14 protein-coding genes and 1 pseudogene are annotated in these 16,905 nt (G+C 73.7%); 4 read left to right on the top strand and 11 right to left on the bottom strand.

Translation table 11 applies throughout. The annotated features are described in order from the left end of the window. Positions 1 to 18: 18 nt before the first annotated feature. The 4 genes from E1293_RS21745 to mraZ form a co-directional block, all read right to left on the bottom strand. Positions 19 to 2,061, bottom strand: a complete 2,043-nt coding sequence (locus tag E1293_RS21745; RefSeq protein WP_481726072.1) for a peptidoglycan D,D-transpeptidase FtsI family protein — start codon at positions 2,059 to 2,061, stop codon at positions 19 to 21. A gap of 268 nt (positions 2,062 to 2,329) precedes the next feature. Next, positions 2,330 to 3,142 carry a cell division protein FtsL gene (gene ftsL / locus E1293_RS21740; RefSeq protein WP_132199281.1) on the bottom strand — a complete coding sequence of 271 codons (813 nt, stop codon included), beginning with the start codon at positions 3,140 to 3,142 and terminating at the stop codon, positions 2,330 to 2,332. After that, positions 3,139 to 4,119: a 16S rRNA (cytosine(1402)-N(4))-methyltransferase RsmH gene (gene rsmH, locus E1293_RS21735; protein ID WP_132199280.1), complete on the bottom strand. Its 981-nt coding sequence runs from the start codon at positions 4,117 to 4,119 to the stop codon at positions 3,139 to 3,141. The genes ftsL and rsmH overlap by 4 nt, the downstream gene beginning before the upstream one ends. A 266-nt stretch (positions 4,120 to 4,385) precedes the next feature. After that, positions 4,386 to 4,817: a division/cell wall cluster transcriptional repressor MraZ gene (gene mraZ / locus E1293_RS21730; protein WP_131963293.1), complete on the bottom strand. Its 432-nt coding sequence runs from the start codon at positions 4,815 to 4,817 to the stop codon at positions 4,386 to 4,388. A 391-nt stretch (positions 4,818 to 5,208) separates the two neighbouring features. On the opposite strand from mraZ, the gene E1293_RS21725 reads away from it, so the two are divergent. Genes E1293_RS21725 through E1293_RS21715 form a run of 3 tightly spaced genes read left to right on the top strand, consistent with a single transcriptional unit; the run spans position 5,209 to position 9,983 of the window. Then, positions 5,209 to 6,240: an AAA family ATPase gene (locus tag E1293_RS21725; protein WP_132199294.1), complete on the top strand. Its 1,032-nt coding sequence runs from the start codon at positions 5,209 to 5,211 to the stop codon at positions 6,238 to 6,240. Between the two features lie 3 nt (positions 6,241 to 6,243). Beyond that, entirely contained in the window at positions 6,244 to 7,506 is a 1,263-nt protein-coding gene (locus E1293_RS21720) for a DUF58 domain-containing protein (protein WP_132199279.1), read from the top strand. After that, positions 7,503 to 9,983, top strand: coding sequence for a transglutaminase TgpA family protein (locus tag E1293_RS21715; RefSeq protein WP_243716372.1), 2,481 nt, complete (start codon positions 7,503 to 7,505; stop codon positions 9,981 to 9,983). Before E1293_RS21720 ends, E1293_RS21715 begins: the two co-directional genes overlap by 4 nt. A 153-nt stretch (positions 9,984 to 10,136) precedes the next feature. Here E1293_RS21715 and E1293_RS21710 read toward each other — a convergent pair whose 3' ends face one another. From E1293_RS21710 to E1293_RS21685, 6 genes are all read right to left on the bottom strand, one after another. After that, positions 10,137 to 10,535 (bottom strand): DUF3040 domain-containing protein, encoded by a 399-nt coding sequence (locus E1293_RS21710; RefSeq protein WP_243716371.1) that lies wholly within the window; start codon positions 10,533 to 10,535, stop codon positions 10,137 to 10,139. A 255-nt stretch (positions 10,536 to 10,790) separates the two neighbouring features. Next, positions 10,791 to 12,056, bottom strand: coding sequence for a DNA polymerase IV (locus tag E1293_RS21705; RefSeq protein ID WP_132199278.1), 1,266 nt, complete (start codon positions 12,054 to 12,056; stop codon positions 10,791 to 10,793). Positions 12,057 to 12,061: 5 nt separating this feature from the next. Continuing rightward, positions 12,062 to 12,790, bottom strand: coding sequence for a methyltransferase domain-containing protein (locus E1293_RS21700; protein ID WP_132199277.1), 729 nt, complete (start codon positions 12,788 to 12,790; stop codon positions 12,062 to 12,064). Positions 12,791 to 12,998: 208 nt separating this feature from the next. Then, positions 12,999 to 13,415 (bottom strand): transcription antitermination factor NusB, encoded by a 417-nt coding sequence (gene nusB / locus E1293_RS21695; RefSeq protein ID WP_132199276.1) that lies wholly within the window; start codon positions 13,413 to 13,415, stop codon positions 12,999 to 13,001. After that, positions 13,415 to 13,972 carry an elongation factor P gene (efp, locus tag E1293_RS21690; RefSeq protein WP_132199275.1) on the bottom strand — a complete coding sequence of 186 codons (558 nt, stop codon included), beginning with the start codon at positions 13,970 to 13,972 and terminating at the stop codon, positions 13,415 to 13,417. Before efp ends, nusB begins: the two co-directional genes overlap by 1 nt. 33 nt (positions 13,973 to 14,005) lie before the next feature. Continuing rightward, on the bottom strand, positions 14,006 to 15,097 hold the full coding sequence (locus E1293_RS21685; RefSeq protein WP_132199274.1) for a M24 family metallopeptidase: 1,092 nt from the start codon (positions 15,095 to 15,097) through the stop codon (positions 14,006 to 14,008). A gap of 154 nt (positions 15,098 to 15,251) precedes the next feature. Here E1293_RS21685 and E1293_RS21680 point away from each other — a divergent pair, with 154 nt between their 5' ends. Further along, positions 15,252 to 16,745, top strand: a complete 1,494-nt coding sequence (locus tag E1293_RS21680; protein ID WP_132199273.1) for a flavin monoamine oxidase family protein — start codon at positions 15,252 to 15,254, stop codon at positions 16,743 to 16,745. A 41-nt stretch (positions 16,746 to 16,786) separates the two neighbouring features. Here E1293_RS21680 and E1293_RS50750 read toward each other — a convergent pair. Continuing rightward, positions 16,787 to 16,905, bottom strand: a pseudogene (locus E1293_RS50750) (IS30 family transposase); the annotation flags it as partial.

Raw genomic sequence — 16,905 nt, 5'->3', positions numbered from 1 at the left:
GGAGGGTACTCGCTGCCGTCAGTCCCGGGCGTGGATCTCGGTGATCGGCGGACGGCTCCCCGTCGGCGGGATCTTCTCGGACTGCAGGGCGAAGCTCATCACGTCCTTGAAGACCGGTGCGGCCGCATCGCCACCATAGTGGCTGCCCAGCTTCGGGGCCTGCAGGACGACCTGCACGACCAGCCGCGGATCGTCGGCCGGGGCGAACCCGGCGAACGACGCGGTGTAGCCGCCGCCGGCGTAGCATCCGCAGCGCGGGTTGACGATCTCGGCGGTGCCGGTCTTGCCGGCGACGCGGTACCCCTTGATCTGGGCCTTCGGGGCGGTGCCCTCCTTCGTCGTCACGCCTTCCAGCATGTCGCTGATCTGCCGGGCGGTGCCGGCGCTGATGACCTGCTTGCGCCGCGGCGACGGCGCCGGCGTGAACTTGTCGTGCTCCCCGACGGTGCCCGCGACGAGGTTCGGCACGACGCGGACGCCGCCGTTGGCGATCGTGGCGTACACGCTCGCCATCTGCACCGCGTTCACCGAGACCGTCTGCCCGAACGCGATCGGGTACCGGTCGGTGCCCGACCACTTGTCCGGCGGCTCCAGCAGGCCGGGCGTCTCGCCCGGCAGCGGCAGGCCGGTCTTCTGGCCGAACCCGAAGTCGCGCAGCGTCCCGTAGAGCTGCTGCTGGGTGATGCTCGCGCTGGCCATGATGGTGCCGACGTTGCTGGACTTGGCGAGCACCCCGGCGAACGTGAGCCGCTCGGGCGCGTGGTGGTGCGAGTCGTGGAACACCACGTCGTACTTCTTGATCTTGTCGGGGACGGTGTAGGGCGTCTTCGGGGTGACGCCGCCGTGCTCCATGACGGCGGCGGCCGTGACGACCTTGCCGGTGCTGCCCGGCTCGTAGGCGTCCTGCACCAGCGGGCTGCCCCACGTGGACCGGTCGGACTCGGCGTAGTGGTTCGGGTCGAACCCCGGCGCCGAGGCCATCGCGAGCAGCCGGCCGGTGCGCGGATCCATGACGATCACGCTGCCGCCCTGCGCCTTGGACGCCTTGACCTGCTTCTCGATGGCCTGCTGCGCCTTGAACTGCAGGTCGCGCTGGAGCGTCAGGCGGACGCCGCGGCCGGGCACGGAGGGCTGCTTCTGGTCCTCGCCCATGGGGATGTGCTGGCCCTCGGGGCTGATCTCGACCCGCTGCCAGCCCTTCTTGCCGGCGAGCACGCCGTTCATCGAGCTCTCCATGCCGGCGGCGCCCTTGCCCGTGTCGTTCACAAACCCTATGACGCTGGCGGCCAGTGAGTCGTTGGGATACTCCCGGCGATATTCCGGCAAAGTCCCGATTCCGAGGAAGTTCCACGAGCTGATCAGCCGCGCCTGGTCGGGGCGCACCCCGTGCGCGAGGTACACGAACCTGGTGTCCTGCTTGCTGATCTGCTTCAGCAGGGTCGAGGGGTTCAGCCCGAGCGTCGGGGCCAGCGCGCTGACGATCGCCTGCCGCTTCTCCGGCTTGATGAGGGACGGGTCGGCGAAGATGGACCGCGCCTCCACCGTCATGGCGAGCGGGTTGCCCTGCGCGTCGGTGATGTCGCCGCGCACGGCGGGCAGCTCGATCTCGCGCATCCGCTGCAGCATCGCCTGCGCGGTGTACTTGCCGGACTCGATCGTCTGCAGCTGGACGAGCCGGCCGGCGAACAGCGACAGCACGAACGCGATGACGAGCAGCCCGACGTTCAGCCGCTTGAGGGGGTCGCGGCGGTGGAACGGGACGCGGGGCCGCGGCGGGCGGCCGGGCGGCCGTCCGGAACCGCCGCCGGGGCGCGGGCCGCGCGGGGCGCCGCCGCCCGTCTTCGGCCGTGTGCCCTGGCCGGTGCGCGTCGTCCGGTTCGCGCCGTTCTTTCCGGACGCGCCCTTGGCGGGCGAGGTCTTGGCGGGCGCCTTGTTCCGCGCGGACTGCCGCGTGGACGTCCCTGTTTCCTTACGTGTCTCCTTGCGCCGCGTCTCTTTGGACCGCGTCTCCTTGGACCGTGTCTCCTTGGGCGGGGTCCCCGTGCGCGGGACGGGGACCATGCCGCTGCGCGCGGGACGGCGCGCGGCGCCGCCCTTCTTGCCCTGCCGTCCCGCGCCGTCGGCCCGCCCGCCGCCGGGCGGGCGCGGCGTGCCCCCGGTCTGACGCCCGGACGCGCGCGCCGCGCCCGGGCCGCTCTTGTCGTCGCGTCCGGAGCCGCGGGTTCCGCGCGCGTCCGAGCCGCGTTTCCGGCCGGGCGGCGGCCCGGCGGTCCCGCGTCCCGGCCGTTTCGTCACCGTGTCCCCCGCTCCCCGGGGTGCGGGCGCCGCCTCACGGCGCCCCGTTCCCGGTCCGCGCGCCCGCGCCCTGCCCCGGCCCGCCGTGCCCGGCACCGCTCTGCCCGGAGGCACCTTGCCCCGAAGCACCGTGCCCGGAGCCGCTCTGCCTCGCCCCGCCCTGGGCCGCACCGCCCTGGGCCGCACCGCCCTGGGCGGCCGGCGGCGGGACGCCGTCGCCGGGCACCACGGTGCCGGGGACGCCGAGGACGCCCGCCGCGCCGGCCGACGCGGCCGCCGCGTGCGGCACGGGACGGATCTTCCCGCCGCTCGCGCGGCCGGTGTCGGGAGAGAAGAAGGCCGGGTCCTCGCCCTTCTTCATGTTGAGCGCCTCGGCCTTCTTGGCCAGCTGCTGCGGGGACCCCTCGCGGGCGATCTCCTCCTCGTAGGCCTGGCGCTGCTGCTCCAGCCGCTTGTTGCTCTGCTGGAGCCGCGTCAGCGTGAACGCGTCCTTGGCGAGGACGGTGTTCAGCAGCAGCAGGCTGACCAGAGCGCCGCCGAGCAGCCCGATGATGAGCAGCACGAACGGGGCGCGCGGCGGCGCGGCGCGACGCGACGCGGCCGGCCGCGTGCTCTTCTTCGCGGTCGCCGTGCTCGTCGCGGGCGCGGCCTTGGGCCTCGTCTTCGTGGCCGCACTCGTCGCGCCCGCGGGCGTGGTCGTCGTGGTCGCCGGCTTCGCGGCCGTGGTCTCGGCGGCCGGCGTCCGCTTCTTCGGCGCCTTCGCCTGCGTCCCCGCCGCCTTGGCCTGCGTCTTGGCCTGCGTCCTGGCCTGCGTCTTTGTCGGCGGGCGCCTGCTCGTCGTGGTCATGTCGCCTCCCGGACCCGCTCCGCGGCGCGCATCCGCACCGATCCGGCCCGTGGGTTGGTCGTGGTCTCCTCGTCGGACGGCAGCTCGGCGCCGCGGGTCAGGAGCCGGAACCTCGGCTCGTGCTCCGGCAGCGGGACGGGCAGGCCCGGCGGGGTGGTGTCGGCCGCCTGGGCGGCGAGGACCCGCTTGGTGACGCGGTCCTCGAGGGAGTGGTAGGAGAGGACGGCGATCCGGCCGCCGACCGGGAGGGCGTCCAGGGCCGCGGGCAGCGCCCGGCGCCAGCTGTCGAGCTCGCCGTTCACCTCGATGCGCAGCGCCTGGAAGGTGCGCTTGGCCGGGTTGCCGCCGGTGCGGCGGGTCGCGGCCGGGATCGAGGTGCGGACCAGGTCGGCTAGGCGCCGGGTCGACCCCAGCGGCTCGCGCTCGCGCTCGCGGACGATCGCGGAGGCGATCCGCTGGGCGAACCGCTCCTCGCCGTACTCGCGCAGAATGCGGGCGAGCTCGGCGGCGGGGTAGCCGTTGACGACGTCCGCCGCGGTGAGGCGCTGGGTGCGGTCCATGCGCATGTCGAGCGGGGCGTCGTAGGAGTAGGCGAAGCCGCGGTCGGACTCGTCCAGCTGCGGGGAGGAGACGCCGAGGTCGAACAGGAAGGCGTCCACCGCGGGGACGCCGAGCCGGCGCAGCACCGCGGGGATCTCGTCGTAGACGGCGTGCTCCAGCGCCACCCGGTCGCCGAACGGGGCGAGCCGGCGCGCGGACCGCTCCAGCGCCGTGGTGTCGCGGTCGAGGCCGATGAGGCGCAGCTCCGGGACGGCCCGGAGCATCGCCTCGGCGTGGCCTCCCATGCCGAGCGTGGCGTCCAGGTACACGGGCGCGCGGCCGGTGACGGCCTGCGCCGCGGGGATGAGAAGTTCCAGGACGCGACCGAGCATGACCGGTACGTGACCGGCGCCGGCCGCGTGGTTCCCCACGTCCATGTCTGACCCCCCTGTGGCCACCTCGCTCGCGGACTGTGTGGCTTCGCCGGGCCTGACCGTTGCTGCGTCCGGCGGCGGCCTCGCCCGGCCAGGTCCCCATCCGCTGCCCTGAGGAAGTTTCACCGCGTTTCCGCGGGGGGTCGCCGTCTGGCACCGGGGAAGCTGCGCCAGCTGGCTCGGAGAGCGGCTGGAGACCTGGCCGAACGTGGGCCAGGTGCCGGTCATCGGACCGGCACGTGCCGGTCATCGGACCGACGAGTCGTTTCTCAGAGGATCCCTGGCAACACCTCCTCCGAGACGTCGGAGAACGTCTCCTCCTCCTGCTCGAGGTAGGTCTCCCAGGCCTGCGCGTCCCAGATCTCCAGACGCGTGTTGGCCCCGATGACCGTGCAGTCGCGGGTGAGGCCCGCGTACTTGCGCAGCGGCGGAGGAATCGTGACGCGGCCCTGCTTGTCGGGTACCTCGTCGGAAGCGCTGGCGAAGAAGACCCGGCTGTAGCCCCGGACCGCCTTCTCGGTGACCGGCGCGGCACGCAGAGCCTCGGTGATTCGCTGGAACTCCGCCATGGGGAAGACGTACAGGCAGCGTTCCTGGCCCTTCGTGATCACCAATCCCCCCGACAGCTCCTCGCGGTACTTCGCTGGCAGGAACAGTCGTCCCTTGTCGTCGAGGCGCGGTGAGTGAGTGCCGAGGAACACCGGCCCACCTCCCGTGCCGCATGGGGTGCTACCGCCCCCACGGCGCCCCACTCTACTCCACTCTTCCCCACCGTCAACAAGAAAAACATCGTCCACGCGCCATTTTCCGCCACGAAACCGCAGGTCAACAGGGGTGGTGTGGAGTGGAGCCCAGCGACGCCCGCTCCGCGTGCCGGATCCGCGCAGGACGGTCCAGAACGCCCGCGGGCGGGCCCCGAGGGAGCGGGTGGAGGGAAGTGGTGTGCGGCGGCGCGGCGTTTGCCGTCCGTCCCGTGGAGCACAATTGGCTCGCGTTTCCCATGAACATCGCGGTGGGCGTTCCGACGACGTACTGTCGGTTGGAACGGCTGAGGAGGGTTTGGTGGCAGTAGGCACGCACGGTGAGTCGTTCATGGAGACCGACCCCCCGGCATCCCACTCGGCCCGCCGCGGCGGCGGCGGTCATGACGGGGCGGAACGGGACGCGGCGGGCCACGGGCTCGACGGTCTCGCCCAGGTCGCGAACAAGATCCGGGACGCGGTCGAGTCGGTCATCGAGGGCAAGCCCGCGGTGGTCCGGCTCGCGCTGACGGTGCTCCTGGCGGAGGGGCACCTGCTGATCGAGGACGTCCCCGGGGTCGGCAAGACGATGCTCGCCAAGGCGCTCGCGCGCTCGATCGACTGCTCGGTGCGGCGCGTCCAGTTCACGCCGGACCTGCTGCCCAGCGACATCACCGGGGTCAGCGCCTACAACCAGGAGCTGCGCGAGTTCGAGTTCAAGCCGGGGCCGGTGTTCGCCAACATCGTGGTCGGCGACGAGATCAACCGGGCGTCCCCGAAGACGCAGTCCGCGCTGCTGGAGTGCATGGAGGAGCGCCAGGTCACGGTGGACGGCACGACCTACGTGCTGGAGCCGCCGTTCATGGTGATCTCCACCCAGAACCCCGTCGAGATGGAGGGCACCTACCCGCTGCCGGAGGCGCAGCGCGACCGGTTCACCGCCCGCATCTCGATGGGCTACCCCGACCCCGCCGCCGAGATGGAGATGCTCGACACGCACGGCGAGGCGTCCCCGCTCGACCGGCTCACCCCCGTTGCGCACGCCGCCGACGTCCGCGGCCTCATCGACGTGGTGCGGCGCCAGCACGTCTCGCAGGCCGTGCGGCAGTACGCGATCGACCTCGTCTCCGCGACCCGCAGGCATCCGGAGCTGCGGCTCGGCGCGTCCCCGCGGGCGACCCTGCACCTGGTGCGGGCCGCGCGGGCGTACGCGGCGCTCGACGACCGCGACTACGTCGTCCCCGACGACGTCCAGGACCTCGCCGTCCCCGTCCTCGCGCACCGGCTGCTGCCCACCGCGGAGGCGCAGGTGGAGCGGCGGCGTCCCGAGCAGGTCGTCGCCGACCTGGTGAAGCGCCTGCCGGTGCCCTCCCCCGGCAGGTGACCGGTGCGTCGAGCGCTGGCCGGCCTCACCACCCGCGGGCGGTCCTTCGTCGCCGCGGGCGCGACCGCGATCGTCTGCGCGGTCGTCCTCGGCGAACGCGACCTGCTGCGCGCCGGGGTCCTCGTCCTGGCGCTGCCCCTGCTGTGCACGCTCGCGGTGTCGCGGACCCGGTACCGGCTGGCGTGCGCGCGGCGGCTGGAGCCGGCGCGGCTGCCGGTCGGCCACGAGGCCCGCGCCGACCTGCGGCTGGAGAACGTGTCGCGGCTGCCGAGCGGGCTGCTCATGGTGGAGGACCGGGTGCCCTACGCGCTCGGCGGGCGGACCCGGTTCGTGCTGGAGCGCATCGAGCCGCACGGGTCCCGTGAGCTCGGCTACCGGATCCGCTCGGATGTGCGGGGCCGCTACCGGGTGGGGCCGCTGACGGTCCGGCTCGCCGACCCGTTCGGGATGGTGGAGCTGGTCCGCTCGTTCAGCCTGTCCGACACGCTGACGGTGACGCCGGCGATCGTGCCGCTGCCGCCGAGCCGGCTGGCGGGCGCGTGGACGGGCGGCGGCGACAGCATCGCCCGCGCCGTCTCCGCCGCCGGCGAGGACGACGTCGCCCCGCGCGACTACCGGCACGGCGACGACCTGCGCCGCGTGCACTGGCGGTCCACCGCCCGGCGCGGGGAGCTGATGGTGCGGCGCGAGGAGCAGCACTTCCAGAGCAGCGGGACGCTGTTCCTCGACACCCGCCGCACCGCGCACTGGGGCGACGGGCCGGGCGGCTCGTTCGAGCAGGCCGTGTCGGCGACCGCGTCGATCGGCGTCTACCTCGTCCGGACGGGGATGAACGTGCGCTACGTCACCGACGCCGGGGAGGCGCTGCCCGCCGCGCCGTCCGACGGGGCGTTCGAGGGGCTGCTGCTCGACGCGCTGGCCGTGGCGCGCAGGTCGAAGAACGCCGCGCTGTCGGCGGGGGTGGCCGCGCTGCGCGGTACGCACACGGGCGGCCGGGAGGGCGACGGGCTGGTGGTCGCGGTGTTCGGCGTGCTGTCGGACGAGGAGGCCCGCGCGGTGGCCGCGGCGCGGCACGGCGCGGGCACGTGCGTCGCGGTGCTGGTCCAGGGCGGGCCCGCCGGCGGGACGCCCGGGAGCGCGGGCGCCGCGGGGCTGCTGCGCGCGGGCGGCTGGCGGGTGGTGGCCGTCCGGTCCGCGGCGGAGCTGGCCGGGGCGTGGACGCAGGCCGGGAAGGCCGGCGAGGACTTCGTCAGGGACGGTGCATGAGACTCCGGATGACGGTCATGGCCGGGATGGCGACGCTCGCCGGCTCGCTCGGCCTGTACCCGCTGTTCGAGAAGGCCGGCTGGTTCTGGGCGGGGTTCGGCGCGGTGCTGGCGGTGGCGGGCGGCGGGCTGCTGGCCCGGCGGCTGCGCGTGCCCGCGCTGCTCGACCTGCTGTTCGGGCTGGTGGCGCTGCTGCTCTACCTCAACCTGGTGTACGCCTCCGACAGGGCGTGGCTGGTGTTCATCCCGTCGCCCGACTCGGTGCACCACCTCGGTGAGCTGGCCGGCGACGGCTGGCAGGCCGCCAACCGGTACGCGGCGCCGGTCCCGCTGCTGCCCGGCATCGCGATGCTGGCCGCCGCCGGCATCGGACTGGTCGCCGTCCTGGTCGACCTGCTGGCCGTGCGGATGCGCCGCACCGCGCTCGCCGGGCTGCCGCTGCTGGCGATGTACAGCGTGCCCGCGGCGGTCCGCGAGGACGGCGTCGGCTGGTTCGCGTTCGGCGCGGGCGCGCTCGGCTTCCTCGCCCTGCTGATGTCGGACGCCCGTGAGCAGGTCGGCGGGTGGGGGCGGACGGTGACCACGCGCCGCCGCCCGCGCGAGGTCCCGATGGCGGGGGCGCGGCCGGGGCCCGGCGAGCCCGTCGACCCGCCCGACGCGTCGGCGCTGGCGGCGAGCGGCCGGCGGATCGCGGCGGGCGCGGTCGCCGTCGCGGTGCTGCTGCCGGCGGCGGTGCCCGGGCTGCAGCCGCGCGGGGTGTTCGGCCTCGGCGGCGGCTCGGGCCAGGGCACCCAGACCGTGACGACGCCCGACCCGCTGGTCAGCCTGAAGCGGGAGCTGACGCGGCTGGACGACTCGGTCGTCCTGTCCTACACGAGCTCCGATCCGGAGGGCTCCGGCTACCTGCGGCTCTACGCCCTCGACCGGTTCGACGGCGACCGGTGGACCTACAGCCCGCTGAAGAGCAGCTCCAAGGACCGGGTGACCGGCGACCGGAAGCTTCCGGCGCCGCCGGGGCTGAGCGTCGCCCCCGTGCACGAGGTGACGACCAAGGTGCACGTGCGGCGGGAGGTCAGGAACATGACGTTCCTGCCGGTGCCGTACGCCCCGTCGAAGGTGTCGATCAAGGGCGACTGGCGGGTGCACCCCGACTCGCTGATGGTCTACTCGCTGCGCGACTCGGCGGGCGGGCGGTCCTTCACCGTCAAGAGCCTGCGCGCGAAGCCGACCGCCGGGCAGCTCGCCTCGGCGGGCGCCTACCCGGCGGACATCGTCTCGCACTACACGGCGGTGCCGAAGAACGTCCCGCAGCAGATCTGGAAGCTCGCCTCGGACGTGACCTCGGGCTCGGCGACCGCGCTCTCCCAGGCCGTGCGGCTGCAGCAGTGGTTCACCGTCAACGGCGGGTTCACCTACGACCTGTCCGCGCCGGCGCCGCAGCACGGCAGCGACCTCGTCGACTTCCTGCTGCACAGCAAGCGCGGGTACTGCGAGCAGTACGCGGCCGCGATGGCGCTGATGGCGCGGATCCTCGGCATCCCGTCCCGGGTGGCGATGGGCTACACGCCGGGCAGCGAGGTCAAGCCCGGCGAGTGGGTCGTCCACTCGCGGGACGCGCACGCGTGGCCGGAGCTGTACTTCGAGGGCTCCGGATGGGTGCGGTTCGAGCCGACGCCCGCCGGCGCCGCCGGGCAGGGCACCGCCGTCGCGCCCGGCTACAGCCAGCCGGCGGTCAGCAACGGCGGCGGGCAGGAGAACGAGGCCGCGCCGTCGCCGGACTCCACGTCCCCGGCCGACGGCGCGACCGAGTCGCCCGGCGCCGGCGCCCACCACCGCAACGACGAGGGCCCGGGCGGCGACGCCACCGCCCAGGACGCCGACCAGGGCGGGGTCTCCCCGGTGCCGTGGCTGGCCGGGGCCCTGCTGGTGCTGCTGCTGATGGGCGTGCCGATGGCGCTGCGGATGGTCGCCCGGCGGCGCCGCTGGGCGGCGCTGATCCCGCGGCCGTCCTCCTCGCCCGGGCCGGCGGCGCGGACGCGGGCGCAGGCGTCCGATCCGGCCGGGGCGGCGCACGCCGCGTGGCGGGAGATGCGCGCCGACGCGCTCGACCACGGGTTCGACTGGCGGGCCAGCGACTCCCCGCGCGCCGCCGCGCGGCGGCTCGGCGAACTGCTCGAACTGGACGCGGCGGGCGCGCGGGCCCTCACCCGCATCGCCCGCGCCGAGGAGCTGGCGCGCTACTCCCGCGGCCGCGTCCCGGAGCCGGCGGAGCGGCTGCGCGCCGACGTGCGGACCGTCCGGGAGTCGTTCGCCGCGTCGGTGGGGCGCCGCGCCCGCTGGCGCGCCCGGCTGCTGCCGCCGTCGACGATGGCGCAGACCCGCGCCGCGCTCCGCACGGCCGCGGACCGGGTCCTGGACGTGACCGCCCGAGTGAACGAGCTGCCGTCCCGCCTCCGCCTCCGCTTCCGCCGCCGGTAGTCCAGACCCCCCGTACGCGTTCGTCCCGGCCTCGTGGTCACCCACGTACGGCCGGGACGATCAGTACTCCCTAGGGGAGGTCGTGCCGCTCTGGGGAACACCCCAGGCCCCCGGCGCCCTGGACCGAGCGCCGTCTTCCGCTCCAGACGCCGCTCAGTCGCCTTCGGTGCGGCGGCGCCAGCGCTCTTCCATGCGCTCCATGAAGCCCGCCTTGGCCGGACGGGCCTGCCGGCCGCCGCCATCGCGGCGCCCGCCCTCGCGGCGGCCGCGGCCGCGCGCGGGCTCGTTGCCGATGCCGGTCATCCGCTTCCAGCTCGTCAGCGCCCAGACGCAGCAGACGACCATCAGCAGGAAACCGGTCACGCTGATGGCGATGGTGACGGTGCCCTCGTTGATCACGAGCCCGGCCATCAGGGCGCACACGCCCACGACGAAGCCGAGGGCCGCCTTGACGATCCGGCGCTTGTAGTGAACCTGCGGGTTGGTCGAGCGAACCGCGTGAGCGAACTTCGGATCCTCGGCGTACAACGCCGATTCGATCTGTTCGAGCATGCGCTGCTCGTGCTCAGAGAGCGGCACGGCACCTCCCAACGACAGCTCCGCTACGGGATATCCGATGCGGGACGCGAACGTCAACGGTGATATGCCCAGAATACGAGCACTGTCGAGCGTACGAAAGCGAACGGCCCCGTCTCCTGCGGGAAGACGGCCCCCCGCACCCTCCGGCGGCACCCTCCGCTCCACCCGCGCTCCGCTCCGGGAACCGGGCCGCCGAGTGCCCCGCGCCGGTCACCCCACCGCCTTCTTTCATTGTCTTCCGTCCCTGCCGTCCCGTCCGTCACCGTCCGCCGCGCGCCGGACGAGCGCGGCGGGACGCACCGCGCCGCGGCCGAACCGGTGTGCGACCTGGTCCATGGCTCGCTCGGCCTCTCGCCAGCCGCTGTCCGGCTCGTCGAAGGCGAGCTGGCGGGGGGCCTCGCCGGCCGGGCCCAGGTTCTCCACCCGTACCCCGACCAGACGGAGTCGTACCCGTTCCAGCCCGGCCGCCTCATACAGCTCGCGGGCTGTGACATAGATCACACGTGCGAGATCGGTCGGCTCGCTCAGCGTGCGCGCCCGCGTGATCGTCTTGAAGTCCGCCATCCGGAGTTTGACGCTGACCGTCCGGCCGGCGTTCCCGCTCTCGCGCAGCCGCGCGCCGACCTTCTCCGCCAGCCGCAGCAGCTCCCGGCGGATCACCTCCGGGTCGTCGACGTCGGTGTCGAACGTCTCCTCGGCGCCGATGCTCTTGTCCGGCGTGTGCGGGACGACCTCGCGCGGGTCGCGTCCCCACGCCAGCTCGTGCAGGTGCGCGCCGAGCGCGTTGCCCAGCTCGCGCTGGAGCGTCGCCGGCGGGACCTGGGCGAGCTGCCCGACCGTCCGCAGGCCGAGCCGGGTGAGCGCCTGCTCCGTCCGCTCCCCGACCCCCCAGAGGGACGCGACGGGCAGCGGGTGCAGGAAGTCGACGACACCGTCCTCCGGCACCACGAGCAGCCCGTCGGGCTTGCAGCGGGTCGAGGCCAGCTTCGCGACGAACTTGGTGGTCGCGACGCCGACCGAGCAGGTGATGCCCTGCTGGTCGCGGACCTGCTCGCGGATCAGCCGCGCGATCTCCGCGGGCCTGCCGAGCCGCCGCCGGGCGCCCGCCACGTCGAGGAACGCCTCGTCCAGCGAGAGGCCCTCCACCAGCGGGGTGACGGACCGGAAGATCTCGAACACCGCCGCGGACACCCGGGAGTACTTGCCGTGGCTGACCGGCAGCACGACCGCCTGCGGGCACAGCCGCCGGGCCCGCGTCATCGGCATCGCCGAGTGCACGCCGAACGTCCGGGCCTCGTAGGACGCCGCCGACACCACTCCGCGCGGCCCGGCCCCGCCCACGACGACGGGACGTCCGCGCAGCTCGGGGCGTTCGAGCAGCTCGACGCTGACGAAGAAGGCGTCCATGTCCACGTGCAGGATGGCGCAGCCGGTGTCGTCGGCGGGCGGCCCCGGCTGCGGCCCCGGCCGGTGCAGTTGCTGCTTGCGGCTCACGGTCTCTACCGGGCCGGTTTGTCGGCCACCAGGTGCAGCTGGGTGGCGAGGTCCCGCAGGACGGGGTGGACGGCCGCGACGGACTCCAGCGCGATCAGCGCGTCGGCGGAGTCGGCGTCCAGCAGGCCGCTCGGCACCAGGTCGGCGAAGATCCGGACGCCGTGCAGCTCGGCGACCCGCAGGCCCGCGCCGCGCACCAGCGCCGACAGCGTCTCCCGGGTGAACCGGCGCGGCATCCGGTCGCCGTCGCCCCATCGCCCGGACGGGTCGGTCAGCACCTGCCGGGCGTCGTCGAAGTGCCCGGACACGGCGCGGTGCAGCGCGGCGGCGATCTGCCCGGCCACCAGCAGGCTGACCGAGCCGCCCGGCCGGACGGTGCCGGTCAGCGCCGCCATCGCCGCGCCGGGCTCGTCGACGTACTCCAGGACGCTGTGGCACAGCACGAGGTCGGCGGCGTCCGGGCCGAGCAGGTCGGGCAGGTCGACGGCGTCGCCCTGCATCGCGCGGACCCGCACCCCCGACTCGGCGGCGCGGCGCTCCAGCGCGGCGAGCGCGTCGGGATTGGAGTCGATCACGGTGACCCGGTGCCCCAGCTCGGCGAGCGGGACGGCGAACCCGCCGGTGCCGCCCCCGACGTCCACGACGTCGCTCTGGCCGGCCTCGGGCGTGATGCGCCCCAGCACGGCCCGCAGCGCGTCCCACAGGACCGCGCTGCGAACGCGGCGGTTTCTCATTGCAGTGCCCTTCTCCTTCGGGCCCTGAGGGCCCTCCATCGTCGGGCCCTGTGCGCGATCGCTGCATCGCTCCGACTCGCCTGGCGGCTCGCTGCGCGATCAGTTTCTCGCAAGCTCGAAACCGCCTTCGGACGCGATCGCAAGAGTCGAGGTTGCCGCGTGGTCGCGGAGCCGGCTGAGGCGGTCACGGTAGTGCCTTACTCCCAGGTTAGAGGCTCAGGGAGGGTTTGAGTTGCTGGAGGCGGGAGAGGAGGCCGTTGACGAAGCGGGGGGACTCGTCGGTGGACAGTTCGGTGGCGAGGCCGACGGCCTCGCTGACCGCGACGCCGTCGGGGACGTCGTCGACCCACAGGAGCTCGAAGGCGCCCATGCGCAGGATGTTGCGGTCGACGACGGGCATGCGCTCCAGCGTCCAGCCGGTCGCGTAGGTGGCGATCAGCTCGTCGATGCGCTCGCGGTGCTCCTGGACGCCCTCGATCAGCCGGACGGCGTGCGGATACTCCGACAGTTCGTCCTGGTTGGGACGGCCCCGGGCGGCGAGCACCGCCGTCGGCTCCTCCTCCCGCAGCTCCGCCGCGAAAAGGATGTCCAGCGCGAGTTTGCGTGCCTTGGTGCGAGCGGCCATCAGCCGCGGCCGAGGTACTCGCCGGAGCGGGTGTCGACCTTGACCTTCTCGCCGGTGGTGATGAAGAGCGGCACCTGGATCTGCGCGCCGGTCTCCAGGGTGGCGGGCTTGCTGCCGCCGGTGGAGCGGTCGCCCTGCAGGCCGGGCTCGGTCTCGGTGATCGCCAGCACGACGGCGGCGGGCAGCTCGACGTACAGCGGGTTCTCGTTGTTGAACGCGATCACGGCGTTCTGCTCGGGGAGCAGGTAGTCGGCGCCGGTGCCGACGACGCCCGCCGGGATGTGCGGCTGGTCGTAGGTCTCGGTGTCCATGAAGACGAAGTCCTCGCCCTCGCGGTAGAGGTACTGCATCTCGCGCTTGTCGACGCTCGCCACCTCCACCTTGGTACCGGCGTTGAAGGTCTTGTCGACGACCTTCCCGGACAGCACGTTCTTGAGCTTGGTTCGGACGAACGCGCCGCCCTTGCCCGGCTTGACGTGCTGGAACTCGAGGACGGTCCACAGCTGGCCGTCAAGGTTCAGCGTGATGCCGTTCTTCAGGTCGTTCGTCGTCGCCACTGCGTTGTTCTCCCGGTCGCGGGCCCGCCCGTCCTACAGGACGAGCAGGTCCTTCGTCGTTGTGGTGAGGAGCTCCGGGCCGTCCGCGCGGACGACGAACGTGTCCTCGATGCGGACCCCGCCCCGGCCCGTGAGGTAGACCCCCGGCTCCGCGGTGATCGGAACCCGATCCGTCAGCTTACCGGTCTTGTCGTACCCCATGAGCGGCGCTTCGTGGATCTCCAGGCCGACGCCGTGCCCGAGGCCGTGGGAGAACGCCTCGCCGTGCCCGGCGTCCTTGATGACGTCGCGGGCGGCGGCGTCCACGGCCTTGGTCTCGGCGCCGGGGACGGCGGCGGCGAGCCCGGCCCGCTGCGCCCGGTGGACGAGGTCGTAGAGGTCGCGCTGCCAGCCGGCGGGCTCGCCGATCGCGACGGTGCGGGTCATGTCGGCGTGGTAGCCGCCGTACAGGGCGCCGAAGTCCATGGTGACGAGGTCGCCGCGCTGCAGCTCGCGGCCGCCGGGGTGGTGGTGCGGGACGGCGCCGTTCGGCCCGGACGCGACGATCGACTCGAACGCGGGGCGTTCGGCGCCGAGGTCCACCATGGCCCGTTCGAGTGCGACGGCGACGGCCCGCTCGGTGACGCCGGCGCGGATCTCGGGCAGGACGGCCGCGAAGGCGCGGTCGGTGACGGCGCACGCCTCGCGCAGGAGGGCGATCTCCTCCTCGTCCTTGACCATGCGCAGTTCCTCGGCCAGGTGGCCGAGCGGGGTCAGTTCCACCCCGCGGTTCTCGAGCCGGATCTCGTCGAGCAGGGCGGTGTGCTGCTCGACGGTGACGTCGTGGGCCTCGAAGCCGACGCGGCCGTGGCCGTCCTCGGCCGCCCGTGCCACCAGGACGCCGGCCACCTGCCGGTCGACGATGACGGGCAGCTCGGGGCAGACCTGCGCGGCCATGCCCGCGTACCGCCCGTCGGTCGCGAGCAACGCGGGCCCGTCGGCCGGGACGAGCAGCGCCGCGCGGGAGCTGTCCAGGCCGGTCAGGTAGCGGACGTTGACGAGCCGGGTCACCAGCAGCGCCGCGGCGCCGCGCTCGGCGACGAGCGCGGCCAGCCGGCGGCGCCGCGCGATGTGCGTCTCCCCCATGGGCACGACTCTAGATCATCGCGCCGGGCGGCCGTCTCGACGCGGTCACAGAACATGAAGAACCCTCGACTTTTGCTCGAGACCCGGCCTAGCGTGACCGGTCGTGTGCTCCTCTCGTCCCCCCGCAACGGACTTCCCCCAGGAGTGATTCACCTTGACCCGAGTCAGCCGCCGCAGACTGCTGGGCACAGGCGCGCTCACCGCCGCCGGAGCGGTCGTCGCCGCGGGCGCGGCCCCGTCCGCCGCCGCCCGGACCGCGCCCGCGGGCACCGTGTCCGCGAGCGCGGACGTCGTGATCGTCGGGGCCGGCCTGTCCGGCCTCATCGCCGCCCGCGACCTCGCCGCCGCGGGCCGGTCCGTGCTCGTCCTGGAGGCGCGGGAGCGGCCCGGCGGGCGCGTGTACGGGATGCCGCTCGGCGACGGCACCACCAGCGAGGGCGGCGCCGAGTTCATCGGCCCGACGCAGGACCGCATCGCCGCGCTCGCCAAGGACATGGGCGTCGCCACGTACGCCACCTACAACGAGGGCAAGAACGTCTACTACCGGGACGGCAAGCGGTCCCTGTACGCGACCGACGGCATCCTCGGCGCGGTCCCGCCGGATTGGGGCGTGGTCGACCTGGAGCTGGCGCTGCTGCGGCTCGGCGGCATGATCAAGGACGTGCCGGTCGGCGAGCCGTGGAAGGCGGCCAAGGCGCAGGAGTGGGACGCGCAGACCTTCTTCACCTGGTCGCGGTCCAACACGATCAGCAGCGGCGCCCGGTTCCTGATGGACGCGTTCGCCTCCTCGACGCTGTCGATGCGCTCGCAGGAGGTGTCGCTGCTGTACCTGCTGAACTACGCGGCCTCGGCGGGCAACGAGAGCACCCCCGGGACGGTCGACCGGCTGATCAACACCAAGGGCGGCGCGCAGGAGTCCCGGTTCGTCGGCGGCTCGCAGGAGGTGCCGGTCCGGCTGGCGGCCAAGCTCGGCGACATCATCCGCTACAACGCGCCGGTGCGGTCGATCGTGACCGGCTCGGGCGGCGTCACGGTCAACGCCGACGGGATCACCGCGTCGGCCGAGCGGGTCATCGTCGCGATGTCCCCCGCGATCGCGGGGAAGATCGACTACTCGCCGGCGCTGCCCGCGAGCCGCGCCCAGCTGATGCAGCGCTACCCGATGGGCTCGATCGCCAAGTTCGTCGCCGTCTACGACACGCCGTTCTGGCGGGCGGACGGCCTGACCGGGCAGGCGGTCGCCGACAGCGGCGCGATCGACGCGACGTTCGACAACAGCCCGCCGGACGGGTCGCGCGGCATCCTGATGGGCTTCATGAACCAGGCGAACATCCGCAAGCTGGACGCGGCGTCCGCCGCCGACGTGCGGGCGGCGGGCCTCGACTCGTTCACCAAGCTGTTCGGGGACAAGGCGGCCGATCCGAAGCTGACGGCGTTCCAGCGCTGGGACAACGAGGTGTGGAGCGGCGGCGGCCCGGTCGGCATCGCCCCGCCCGGCGCGCTCACCGCGTTCGGCCCGGCGCTGCGGGCGGCGTGCGGCCCGGTCCACTGGGCGGGCACGGAGACGTCCGACTACTGGACGGGCTACATGGACGGCGCCGTCCGCTCCGGCGAGCGCGTCGCCAAGGAGGTCCACGCCGCCCTGTGACCGTTGACTTGCGGCGTGTCGTTGTTATCCGGCCGGCGGTGTCAAGCGGTTGTTGCAACGAGGAACTCGTTGAGTGCCTGGGCTGGGGTTTTCCAGCCCAGGGTGTGGCGGGGGCGTTGGTTGAGTTGGCGGGCGACCTCGTCGAGGTCTGCTTGGGTGT

This window comes from Actinomadura darangshiensis (genome assembly GCF_004349235.1).
Taxonomy (GTDB): domain Bacteria; phylum Actinomycetota; class Actinomycetes; order Streptosporangiales; family Streptosporangiaceae; genus Spirillospora; species Spirillospora darangshiensis.
Note: the sequence above shows the minus strand (reverse complement) of the source record. Positions and strands in the feature narration are given on the sequence as shown.